Source organism: Acinetobacter sp. UC24323 (genome assembly GCF_024151445.1).
Lineage (GTDB): Bacteria > Pseudomonadota > Gammaproteobacteria > Pseudomonadales > Moraxellaceae > Acinetobacter > Acinetobacter baumannii.
This window is the reverse complement of sequence record NZ_JAHIBY010000001.1, coordinates 58417-70810: the sequence shown is the minus strand read 5'-3', so window position 1 is coordinate 70810 and position 12394 is coordinate 58417. Positions and strand designations below refer to the sequence as shown.

Annotated in this window: 12 protein-coding genes; 11 read left to right on the top strand and 1 reads right to left on the bottom strand. The window is 37.7% G+C overall.

The features are described from left to right. Positions 1-3 precede the first annotated feature (3 nt). The 4 genes from KNQ97_RS00315 to KNQ97_RS00300 all read left to right on the top strand — a co-directional run bounded on the left by KNQ97_RS00315 (position 4) and on the right by KNQ97_RS00300 (position 3397). Positions 4-624 (top strand): ATP-binding cassette domain-containing protein, encoded by a 621-nt coding sequence (locus tag KNQ97_RS00315; protein WP_253611643.1) that lies wholly within the window; start codon positions 4-6, stop codon positions 622-624. Positions 625-983: 359 nt separating this feature from the next. After that, a complete protein-coding gene (locus KNQ97_RS00310; RefSeq protein ID WP_001257949.1) occupies positions 984-1754 on the top strand; it encodes an SDR family oxidoreductase in 771 nt (256 codons plus the stop codon). Positions 1755-1826: 72 nt separating this feature from the next. Then, positions 1827-2468, top strand: a complete 642-nt coding sequence (locus tag KNQ97_RS00305; protein WP_253611642.1) for an isochorismatase family protein — start codon at positions 1827-1829, stop codon at positions 2466-2468. Between the two features lie 527 nt (positions 2469-2995). Further along, positions 2996-3397, top strand: coding sequence for a transcriptional repressor (locus KNQ97_RS00300; RefSeq protein WP_000207886.1), 402 nt, complete (start codon positions 2996-2998; stop codon positions 3395-3397). Positions 3398-3464: 67 nt separating this feature from the next. Here KNQ97_RS00300 and KNQ97_RS00295 read toward each other — a convergent pair whose 3' ends face one another. After that, positions 3465-5255 carry a bifunctional UDP-sugar hydrolase/5'-nucleotidase gene (locus KNQ97_RS00295; protein WP_253611641.1) on the bottom strand — a complete coding sequence of 597 codons (1791 nt, stop codon included), beginning with the start codon at positions 5253-5255 and terminating at the stop codon, positions 3465-3467. A 306-nt stretch (positions 5256-5561) separates the two neighbouring features. Here KNQ97_RS00295 and ppk1 point away from each other — a divergent pair, with 306 nt between their 5' ends. The 7 genes from ppk1 (at position 5562) to KNQ97_RS00260 (ending at position 12190) form a co-directional block, all read left to right on the top strand. Then, positions 5562-7637 (top strand): polyphosphate kinase 1, encoded by a 2076-nt coding sequence (gene ppk1, locus KNQ97_RS00290; RefSeq protein ID WP_032068504.1) that lies wholly within the window; start codon positions 5562-5564, stop codon positions 7635-7637. Between the two features lie 223 nt (positions 7638-7860). Continuing rightward, positions 7861-7935 (top strand): pyrroloquinoline quinone precursor peptide PqqA, encoded by a 75-nt coding sequence (gene pqqA, locus KNQ97_RS00285; RefSeq protein ID WP_001982218.1) that lies wholly within the window; start codon positions 7861-7863, stop codon positions 7933-7935. Positions 7936-8010: 75 nt separating this feature from the next. Next, positions 8011-8922, top strand: a complete 912-nt coding sequence (pqqB, locus tag KNQ97_RS00280) for a pyrroloquinoline quinone biosynthesis protein PqqB (RefSeq protein ID WP_253611640.1) — start codon at positions 8011-8013, stop codon at positions 8920-8922. 8 nt (positions 8923-8930) lie between these two features. Then, complete coding sequence (gene pqqC, locus KNQ97_RS00275) at positions 8931-9689, top strand: pyrroloquinoline-quinone synthase PqqC (protein ID WP_000195110.1); 759 nt, start codon at positions 8931-8933, stop codon at positions 9687-9689. Further along, entirely contained in the window at positions 9686-9970 is a 285-nt protein-coding gene (pqqD, locus tag KNQ97_RS00270; protein ID WP_001031362.1) for a pyrroloquinoline quinone biosynthesis peptide chaperone PqqD, read from the top strand. The genes pqqC and pqqD overlap by 4 nt, the downstream gene beginning before the upstream one ends. Next, the gene (gene pqqE / locus KNQ97_RS00265) at positions 9967-11121 is read left to right on the top strand and encodes a pyrroloquinoline quinone biosynthesis protein PqqE (RefSeq protein ID WP_031976740.1); all 1155 of its coding nucleotides are present in this window, start codon (positions 9967-9969) and stop codon (positions 11119-11121) included. The genes pqqD and pqqE overlap by 4 nt, the downstream gene beginning before the upstream one ends. A gap of 16 nt (positions 11122-11137) precedes the next feature. Beyond that, on the top strand, positions 11138-12190 hold the full coding sequence (locus KNQ97_RS00260) for a dipeptidase (RefSeq protein WP_001015457.1): 1053 nt from the start codon (positions 11138-11140) through the stop codon (positions 12188-12190). Positions 12191-12394 lie beyond the last annotated feature (204 nt).

Here is a 12394-nt window from a genome sequence, read left to right as displayed (position 1 = left end):
ATTATGTTGATTGATTGCCGTTTTGAGCTACAAATGGGTCAGTTTCATAGTGAACCTAATTTCCAGTCAGATGCTTCTGTTATTGGGCTATTTGGAGCCTCTGGGTCAGGTAAAACGTCCATTTTACATGCCATTGCAGGGCTGAACACACCGCATAGTGGACTCATTAAGATACAGGGCCAAACATGGTTTGATTCAGATCAAAAAATTAATTTGAGTACACAAAAGCGGCATGTTGGATTGGTTTTTCAAGATGCTCAGCTTTTTCCGCATAAAACAGTCAAGCAAAATTTATTATTTGGTCTTAAGCGTCTATCCCAACAAGAACGTCACTTTGAAGCAGATTACATTATTGAATTATTAAAGTTAGAGCATTTATTACAACGTATGCCTATCAAACTTTCTGGTGGAGAAAAGCAGCGCGTGGCACTAGGTCGAGCATTGTTATATTCACCTAAACTGTTACTGCTTGATGAACCTTTATCAGCATTAGATGCGAATCATAAAGCTGAAATTATTCCTTTTTTTCAGAAAGTAAAAGAGGAAATTAAAATTCCGATGATTTATGTAAGTCATGATATTCAAGAGATTAAACAACTGACCGAAACAATGTGGGTTTTATAATTTTTCATTTTTTATACGCATTTCCAAACTTACGAGAGTCGGAGTTATAGAGAACTCATTCTGAGCCTGCGGGAAATTGAACCCTAAAAAGTTACTAGGTTTGACAAACCATAAATCTGATTTTAGTCGAATAAATCAAAACCTGTCTTATTGAAAATGATTATTAATAACAAAATATTCTTGACCTTTAAATTTTATAAACTACTTATAAAACAATGTTTTAGGTTGTAATTTTAAGCTGTAACTCATTTGTATCAGATCATAATTTGAACTTTTATATCCATTTACTATTGATAATAATGATAATTATTTGCAATTATATTTATAGATTTCTTTATAATATAAATTGGAGTATTCACATGCGCTCTACCATCGTGGTCACAGGTGCTGCAAGAGGGATAGGAGCGGCTATCGCCAAGCAACTACTAGATCAGGGGTATCATGTTATTGGTATTGACTGTCAAAAAAATCCTGAACAATGGGATATCAGTAAAACAATGACGTCAGATCAATCTTCACAATGGCAAGGCATCTCACAAGACATTACCCATCAACAAGAAACACAAACTTTAATTTCAGAGCTGTTAGAAAAATACGAAATTACGGGGTTAGTAAATGCAGCAGGAGTATTAATTATGCGCTCCATGCTTGAAGCAAAAACGGAAGATTGGGAAACACTTTTTGCGGTCAATGTCATGGCGCCTATCGCGATCAGCCAACAAGTTGCTAAACATTTTTGTGCAAAAAGGCGGGGTAGCATTGTCACTATTAGTTCAAATAGTGCGCGTATGCCACGTATGCAACTTGGTATGTACGCCACCACTAAGGCTGCACTAAGTCATTTTTGTCGCAATCTGGCACTTGAAATCGCCCCTTATCAAGTCAGGCTGAATATCGTTTCACCTGGATCTACTCTCACTCAAATGCAGCAACAACTCTGGACAGATAATGCACCTCCACCTGCAGTAATTGATGGTGATTTAAGCCAGTACCGAACAGGTATTCCCTTACGGAAACTCGCGCAACCAGATGATATTGCCAATACCGTGAGCTTTTTACTTTCGGACCGAGCGGCCCAAATTACAATGCAAGAAATAGTGGTAGATGGAGGAGCTACACTTGGGGTTTAAAGCTTACTTCAGCACAACAATACACTGAAATTAAAGAACAAATATTTTTAAAGATAGAAAAGGAAAATACCAATGAGTATTCCAAAGATTGCAAGTTACAGCATGCCCCAAGCGCACGAATTTACTCCAAACAAAACAAATTGGCCATTGCATACCAATCGTGCTGCTTTATTGGTTCATGATATGCAGCAATATTTTTTAGATTTCTATGATCTAACCCAAGAACCTATTCCAGAACTAATTCAAAACACTAAGGCATTAATTGATGCTGCTCGCCAGTCTAATATTCCCGTTGTTTATACAGCACAACCTGGCAACCAGTCACCTGAATATCGGCAGTTATTAACCGACTTTTGGGGGTCTGGTTTAAAGGATGAGCCAAGCATCACACAGATTTTTCCGAAAATTTCACCTCAAAAAAATGATACGGTGCTTACTAAGTGGAGATATAGTGTTTTTAAATTTTCTCCGCTCGAACAACTCATGCGAGACTCTGGTCGCGATCAACTCATTATCTGTGGTGTATATGCACATATTGGTTGTCTAATGAGTGCTGCGGAAGCATTTATGCTAAACATACAGCCATTTTTATGTGGTGATGCGCTGGCTGACTTTAGCAGAGAAGAGCACGATATGGCATTAAAATATGCCAGTACACGATGTGCTCAAGTTATGACAACACAACAAGTAATCCAAGCATGGATACAAGAATAAGATGCACTACCTCTAGAATAAAAATCATTTAACTTTCTGTATTTAAGATATAAAGAGCAGGTCATTGATCTGCTTTTTATATGGGTCGAAATGAATACTTATAATAGAGGATGGATGCAATTCATCATTATTTAATCAATACAATATAATGGTTATCATTATGTATTTGATAATTACTTAATATTGAATATTAAAACTTATGTGTATATGATACACCGTTAAATACAAATGATAATAATTATCATATGTTAACCATTATATAAAATAATGTTGAAGAGTGACATTAATGAAGAGGGTCGCCATATGGTTCAGTTCAAGAATGCATCTATTCGCAAAGTGCGTACATGTAGAAAGCAAAGAGAGGGATAATATGAGAGTTATTTTAAAACGTAATAATTAGCTCGGAGCTTATTTATAGGGTAGTAAGTTCTAATTTATAGATCAAATCATTTCCATAATTTTCAGGTAAATATAGTCAAAATAATTTTAAAAAATTCCTATATTTCTAGACATTAAGGTTAAGTAAGATGACGACAATATCAAAATCATTATTAAATGGATTACCGATAAAAAAATCGAGGGTACAAGTTTTTGAGATTTTAAATCAGAACCCACAAGGCTTAAGCGCGGTAAGTATCTATGCGCAAATTAAAAATGAACATAAAATTACGTTAGGTACCATTTATCGAATTTTATCTGAGTTTGAAAACCGTAAAATCATCAAAAGGGTGTTTTTAGGAAAAAGTAAAAGTATTTATAAGCTTAGAAAAGACAAGATGAGCTGTAACCTCATTTCGCTCAAAACCTCTGAAGCCTTGAACTTTGAAAATGAGAAAGTTAAAGAATTACTTCATGAGGTTACGGATATTATTTTTGCAAACACCGGAGTCGACATTAGTAGTGTTGAACTCAATCTTTATACCGAATAAAAATCTTTTAAACTGTTATAAAAATAAAGGACAGCATCATACTGTCCTTTATGCATTCTTAAATGAGTTATTTAATGACTTTAATACGAGTCGTAGCCGGAATAATTAACGGTGAATCTTTAGAGTTTTGTGCAACATAGTTTTCAAGCGCATCAATATCTTGACCACCACCGACACGGTTTTGGCCTTCTTTTAATACCGTAAAGTTGTCACCACCATCTGCCAAGAAACTATTTACCGTCACACGGTATACTTTAGTGTCAACTAATGGTGAACCAGCAACCATGATGTTACTTGCTCGTGGTGAAACAGATGTATTTGCCGCATATTGATAACTCAACTCTTTAGACGGCTGTAAAATTCTAGGTGAATTTGCATTTGCACCAGACCATTGCTGTTCAAGCACATCTCTAATCTGTTTACCGGTTAAGCTCAAAGTCACAATCGAGTTACCGAAAGGTTGAACTGCAAAAATATCACCAAACGTAATCTGGTTATTGCTGTTAATTAGTAGATCAGCACGTACACCACCCGGGTTCATTAACGTAAAATCCGAGCCTTGATTACTTGCTTGAAGAGCAGCGGCTTGCTGTGCATCGGCAATCATATCACCTAGTGGGCTTTCACCACTTTCGACTTGTGTACGGCTCACAACGGCAGTAGAAGTTCCAACAACACGTCCAGAAATTGTGGTTACTGCTTGACGGTATTTATCTAAAATCGCTTCGATACTTGGTGTCTTACTAAATTTTTGATAGAGGTCTGTCAGACTTACAGTGGTTGTACCCGAAGTATAGGCCTCACTTTGAACCGGAATTTGTTTAGCATCTTTTTTAATGATATCGCCAGTTTTACCATCCAACTCCACCTTAATATCGGTAATAAGCGTGCCGTATTGGCCAGCTGAGGTTAGTAAAAACGGTTTAGTCGGATTCTTGGTTGCATAATCACAAATATAAGACTGATGTGTATGCCCCGAAACAACAATATCAACTGCCGGATTTAACCGATCTAAAATACCTAAAATTGGCCCACTTAAGCCATCACATGTTTTTTGATTGAGTTTCGTACTTGGCGCTACACCTTCATGGACAACGACGACAATGGCTTCAATACCTTGTTTTTGGAGTTCAGGAATTAACGCATTTACCGTATCCGCTTCATCACGGAATTCAACATCCTTAATACCCGCCGCTGAAACAATACTTGGAGTCGCTTTAAGTGTTAAACCAATAAAAGCTACAGGAATCCCGCCATAAGTTTTGACTTTATAGGCAGGAAAAATCGTTTTACTTGTATCATTTTTCATTGCCACGTTAGCTGCAAGGAAATTGAATTTTGCGCCGCTAAAGTTTTTATTAATTTGGCATGGGGCAGTGCTGGTATATTGTTGACAACCGCCATTTTGTAAACGACGCAATTCATCTGTACCACGGTCAAACTCATGATTTCCAACCGCATTAAAGTCAATTTGAATATCATTCATGACTTCAATAGTAGGCTCATCTAGAAATAACGAAGAAGTGAGCGGGGAAGCACTAATTAAGTCACCTGCTGACACAACAGCATTATTGGGATTTTGAGCTTTAAGTTTCTTAATTGCATCTGCAAAGTAACTCACACCACCGACAGGAATACGTACAGTTTGAGATGCATCATTTGGATTCGCTGCTTCAACGTAACGTTTAGGTGGTTCTAAATTTCCATGAAAGTCATTGAAAGCTAAAATATTTACGGTTTGGTTACTTCGCGGTGCTGGTGTGCTTGAATCATTGTCATCGTTATCATTACAGCCTACCAATAAGGCCATTGCCAGACATAAAGATGTTGTCTTAAATAGTATGTTTAAAGTCGTCATTTTTTTATCAATTGATGAATTAAGATGCATAAAAAATACGCATAGAGTATGAATATTTGATGAAAATTGAAACTGAATCGAAATAGAATGATCTTTAAAAAATTAATGTTAAGATGATGGTAGATATGGATGACTAGAAGGAAGTAAATAAGGCAAAAATAAATATTAATTTTAAGGTTTTCATAAAAAATTCATGAATTTGCAATAAAGCAGTTACAAAATGTCCGGTGGATAAAATCGGTTATACATTCATAAATTAATCTTTTTTATTCATTTTAACTTTTTTACCCAGTATAAGAGTCAAGAATGACATCATTGCCCACTTTAGCTAGCTCAAACCAGCACAATTTAGAAACGTATATTAATAGAGAACTCTCTTTATTAGAGTTTCATAAACGGGTGCTTGCTCAAGCCAAAGATATTGAACACCCATTACTGGAACGTTTGAATTTTTTAATTATTTTTTCGCGTAATCTGGATGAGTTTTTTGAAATTCGTGTGGCAAGTTTGATCCAGAAAATTAGCTTGATGAGTCAGGCAACCGGACCAGAAGGTTTACCGTTAGTAGAAGTATTAAAGCAAATTTCAAAAAATGCTCATGAGGCGGTTGAAGAGCAATATAAAATCTTAAACTATACTTTGTTACCGCAACTCCAAGGCTATGGCGTTCATTTTATTCAGCACGGCGATATATTAGAAAAGCATAAAGAATGGATTAAAGAGTATTTTTTTAAAGAAGTACAACCTGTAGTTACGCCAATCAGTCTAGACCCAGCACATCCATTTCCAAGGCTGGTCAATAAAAGTCTAAACTTCATTGTAACTTTAGAAGGTAAAGACGCTTTTGGACGTCAAATTGATTTAGCTATTGTGCCGGCACCGCGTTCGTTACCAAGGCTTGTTAAAATTCCAGAACATATTTCTGGCGGCGCAGAGCATTACATTCTGCTCTCGGCCATTATCCATCAGCACATTTCAGATTTATTTCCGGGTATGAAAGCGACGGGCTGTCATCAATTTCGTGTAACTCGAAATGCCGATTTAACCGTTTCTGAAGATGTAGAAGACTTGGCTGCTGCTTTAAAAGGTGAGTTATCTTCACGCCGTTTTGGCCAAGCAGTTCGTTTGGAAGTAGCAAAAAAATGTCCTGAAGAAATTGCTAACTATTTATTAGAGCAATTCGATTTAGATGCAGAACATCTTTACTACGTCGATGGCCCCGTTAATTTGGCCCGTTTTATTTCAAACTTTGATTTACCAGAGTTGCGCTATAAACCATATCAACAAGTTTTGCCTCAGCTTTTGTACACGAAAAAACCGATTTTTGATGTGTTAAAAGCAGGAGATGTTCTACTTCATCATCCATTTGATTCTTTTGCACCTGTTATCAAGTTCCTTCGGGAAGCTGCACAAGATCCAAATGTCTTGGCAATTAAACAAACCTTGTATCGTAGTGGTGCCAACTCGGAAATCGTACAGCTACTTGCAGAAGCTGCGCGTAATGGTAAAGAAGTAACCGCGGTTATTGAGTTGCGGGCACGTTTTGATGAAGAATCAAATATTGAAGTCGCAAACGTTTTACAAGAAGCTGGCGCAGTCGTGGTGTATGGCATTGTTGGCTATAAAACTCACGCTAAAATGATTTTAGTGGTCCGCCGTGAACAAGACAAAATCAAAAGATATGTGCATTTAGGTACAGGCAACTATCATGCAGTGAATGCCAAAATCTATACCGATTTTGGTTTGCTGACCAATGATGCGGAAATTTGTGAAGACGTCCATAAAATTTTCCAAGAACTGACCGGTATGGGCAAAATGGCAAAGCTTAAAAAGCTTTTTCATGCGCCATTTACCTTACATTCTCAGTTGTTAGAACTTATTGAACAAGAAATTAAAAATAGCCTTGCTGGTAAAAAAGCACACATCATCATTAAAGTGAATGCGCTTACTGAACCACAACTCATCAGCGCGCTTTATAAAGCATCACAAGCTGGTGTAAAAATTGATTTAATTATTCGTTCAATTTGCTGCCTGAGACCACAAGTTGCAGGACTTTCAGAGAATATTCGAGTACGTTCAATCGTTGGTCGTTATTTGGAGCATACGCGGGTTTATTATTTTTATAATGATGGCGATACAAAAGTTTATTGTGCAAGTGCAGACTGGATGGAACGTAATTTGTTCTCTCGTATTGAAACCTGCTTCCCAATTGAAAATAAAAAATTAAAGAAACAAGTCATTGAAGATGGCCTAAACAACTATTTGAAAGACAATCGTCAAGCATGGGAATTACGAGCTGATGGAACTTGGGTGCAATGTCATCCTAAGCCGGAAGAAGAACTTTATATTGCACAGCAACACTTGATGAACTTAGCTGGGTAAGGCATAAGTCATAACAGAACATTGACCTGTTATGACTTTTCAAATGCTTTTGAAAGATCAGGATTTATTAAAATTTGGACAAAAAACACAATTATCGAACAATATCTTGTTCCGAGCTTATCTACAAACGTGGCATTTTTAATTAGAATAAATTTTTAATTGCCTTATGTGATTTAATCAAGTGATTCATTTCACGAGATTAATACTGACTGGAGTAAAATTTATGCAATGGACAAAACCAGCTTTCACTGATTTACGTATTGGTTTTGAAGTAACAATGTACTTTGAAGCACGTTAATCATTTCTATTCAAATCTGTCATAAGCCCTAGTCTTGTTCTAGGGCTTATGTCTTTCTAATAAGATATTAATTTTATGCATATTTATATTTTAGGTTCAGCAGCTGGAGGCGGTTTCCCTCAGTGGAACTGTAATTGTCCTAATTGCCATGGTGTTCGTACAGGTACGATTAATGCCAAAGTGCGTACTCAATCTTCAATTGCAATTTCAGAAAACGGCGTAGACTGGATTTTATTAAACGCATCACCAGATATCCGTCAACAATTATTTGATTTTAAAGCGGCTCAACCAGCGCGAAAATTACGTGATACTGGTATTACCAATGTTATTTTAATGGATAGCCAACTTGACCATACCACTGGACTTTTAACTTTACGTGAAGGCTGCCCAATGAATGTGTGGTGTACTGAAATGGTCTATCAAGATCTCACCACGGGTTTTCCGGTATTCAATATGCTGAAACACTGGAATGGTGGTCTTCAATATCACCAAATTGATCCTAAACAAGCTTTTAAAATTGATGGTTTCGAAAATTTAGAATTTTTACCCTTAATTATTCAAAGCGCGGCACCCCCATATTCTCCACATCGCCATGACCCGCATGAGGGCGATAATATTGCCTTGATTATTAAAGATCATAAAACACACAAGCAGTTGTTCTATGCGCCAGGTTTGGGAAAGATTGACGATCAAATCATGCAGATTATGCAAGATTCTGACTGCGTCATGATTGATGGCACATTATGGACAGATGATGAAATGCAGCAAACTGGTGTAGGAAAAAAAACTGGCCGTGAAATGGGGCATTTATATATTAGTGGTGAAGGCGGTTCGTTATCTTACTTAAACCAACTCAATACACCAAAGAAAGTGCTAATTCATATTAACAATACCAATCCGATTTTAAATGAAGACTCTGCTCAATTTGCTGAACTAAAAGCAAATGGTGTAGAAGTTGCCTTTGATGGCATGCAAATTGAACTCTAAGGTGAAACATGACTCAAACACCTGAAGCTTTAACGACCGAACAATTTAAACAGGCCATTATTGATAAAGGTCAGTATTATCATATCTATCATCCATTTCATGTGATGATGTATGAAGGTAAAGCCACTCAACAACAAATTCAGGCTTGGGTTGCAAACCGCTACTACTATCAAATCAATATTCCGCTCAAAGATGCCGCGATCATGGCAAATTGTCCTGATCAACGTGTGCGTCAAGAATGGATTCAACGCATGATTGACCAAGATGGCGAATATCCTGATGGCGGTGGACGAGAAGCATGGTTACGGTTAGCCGAAGCTGTAGGCTTGAGTCGTGAGCAAGTGATTTCCGAAGAATTGGTTTTGCCGGGTGTACGATTTGCTGTAGATGCCTATGTAAATTTTGCACGCCGTGCGTCATGGCGTGAGGCAGCAAGCAGTTCTTTAACTGAGCTATTTGCGCCTCAAATTCATCAGTCTCGACTTGAATCATGGCCACAGCATTACCCTTGGATTGATGACAAGGGCTATGAATATTTCCGCTCTCGTTTAAGTCAAGCACGCCGTGATGTTGAACATGGTTTAACAATCACGCTTGATTCATTTACTACTCATGAACAACAACAAAGAATGCTGGAAATATTACAGTTTAAACTGGATATTTTATGGAGCATTTTGGATGCTTTAACACTGGCATATGTACACAATGAAGCACCGTATCATAGCGTGACTCAAGAACGGGTATGGCACAAAGGACTATTTAAATGAATAAAGAACAATTTGATGTAAATCTTGTGCCTACTTGGCGCCAAGGTTATCGCTTTCAATTTGAGCCTGCTCAAAATGGCTTTGTCATTTTATATCCTGAAGGCATGATCAAATTAAATGAAAGTGCAGGGGCCATTGGACAGTATATTGATGGGACAAATAATGTTTCTGCAATTATTGCCCAGCTCAAGCAACAATTTGGTGATATAGCTGAAATTGACAACGATGTTATTGATTACATGTTAGTTGCCCAGCAACAACACTGGATTGATTTAGTATGACAGAAGGTGTTGGCCTACCTTTATGGTTATTAGCGGAGTTAACTTATCGTTGCCCGCTACAATGTCCATATTGCTCAAACCCTTTAGACTACGCACAGCATAAAAATGAACTGACCACACAAGAGTGGTTTGATGTTTTTGATCAAGCGCGTCAAATGGGAGCTGTACAACTCGGTTTTTCCGGTGGTGAACCTTTGGTGCGTCAAGATCTGGAACAGCTTGTGGCGCATGCACACCAACTAGGCTTCTACACCAACCTGATTACCTCAGGCATGGGACTTACCGAACAGCGTATTTCGCATTTAAAGCAAGCTGGCCTAGACCATATTCAAATTAGCTTTCAAGCGAGTGATCCGGTCGTTAATGATGCTTTAGCAGGGTCGAAACATGCTTTTGAACAAAAGTATGAAATGTGCCGACTTGTTAAGAAATATGATTATCCGATGGTCCTCAATTTTGTAATTCATCGGCATAACATTGACCAGATCGATAAAATTATTGAGCTTTGCCTAGAACTTGATGCAGATACAGTCGAACTAGCAATTTGTCAGTTTTATGGTTGGGCGTTTTTAAATCGTCAGGGTTTATTACCGACACAAGAACAACTCATACGTGCCGAACGTATTACCAATGAATATCGGGAAAAGTTAAAAGCGCAAAATCATCCTTGCAAACTTATTTTTGTAGTGCCTGATTATTACGAAGAAAGGCCAAAAGCCTGTATGAGTGGCTGGGGTAAAATTTTCTTTACAGTTGCTCCAGATGGTATGGCACTGCCTTGTCACGCAGCAAGACAATTACCGATTTCTTTCCCAAATGTTCGTGAACAAAGCCTATCAAAAATCTGGTATGAGTCTACCGGTTTTAACCACTTCCGTGGTGATGCATGGATGCCAGAAGGATGTCGTAGTTGCCCAGATAAAGACCGCGACTTTGGTGGCTGTCGTTGTCAAGCTTATATGCTAACAGGCGACGCAAGTAACGCAGACCCTGTTTGTGGTAAATCGCCGTATCATCAACTCATTGAACAGGCACGTGCCGAGAGCGAAATTGATTCCTCTCTGGAAAAATTGGTATTCCGTAATAGCCGAAATTCAAAGCAATTCACGGTTAAACAAAACATTCCGGTTCAAAATATTGTAGATGATTAGCTATGAGAAAACCGATATGAACCATGGCACATTTCCTGTTTTTGATGGCCATAATGATGTACTAACCCGATTGTGGTTAAGTGATTATAACAATCCTGCTCAAGCTTTTATTCAAGAAGGTTTAGCCGGACATCTCGATTTAAAACGTTGCCAACAAGCCGGTTTTGTTGGCGGTATGTTTGCTATTTTCTTGCCGCCTTTTCATTATGTTAAGCAGCATCATCCCAACAAACTATTTGACCAAGACGCATCTGACTTCACGCAACAGCAAATTGAACACATTTGTTTGGCACAGCTCGATTTAGCAAAACAACTTGCCGAGTACTCTAACGACATTCAAATTTGCACAACTGTTCAGGATATCCAGCACTGCCTAACACAGCAAAAGTTAGCCATTGTATTGCATATGGAAGGTGCTGAAGCATTACAACATAATCCAGATTTACTCGATGTATTTTATGATGCTGGGCTTCGTAGCATCGGTCCACTTTGGAATAGACCAAGTCGTTTTGGACATGGTTTAAATGCCAAGTTTCCGCATTCACCTGATACCGGAGCAGGGCTTACAAACGAAGGTAAAGCATTTATAAAGCGCTGTGCTGATAAAAAAATGGTGATTGATGTTTCCCATATGAATGAACGAGCTTTTTGGGATACAGCTAACATTCTTCAGCAGCCAATTGTCGCAACTCACTCAAATGTTCATGCTTTATGTCCACAAGCCAGAAACTTAACAGATAACCAACTTAAAGCAATTAAGGACTCTAAAGGCATAGTCGGGTTAAATTTTGATGTCGCATTTTTGCGTAAAGACGGGCAGCGTGATGCAAACACATCCATTGAGGTAATTTTAGAACATCTTGAATATTTAATAGATCAAATGGGAGAAAATCATGTCGGTTTTGGTTCTGACTTTGATGGAGCACTGATTAGTCATGAAATTGAAGATGTAAGGGGACTACACCTACTGATTGAAGCAATGCAAAAGCGACATTATTCGAATGAGATTATAGAAAAAATTTGTTTTTCTAACTGGCTAACCGTGCTCAATCGCATCCTAAGTAAATAATTTATTGCTAAATATATTAAAAATAGCGAATTATTTTACATTTTTTATTGGCCGAAATGACTAAAAAAAGTACAACTAGTTTAATTGTCAACCAATTGCTAAGTTAATTAGAATCAACATTACTAAATGTAAGAACATTTGGTATTTCAGGTCTTTAGTGGTTTTCACTTACGCTCATTTCTTTTTGAGAAGTAGAAATGGGCG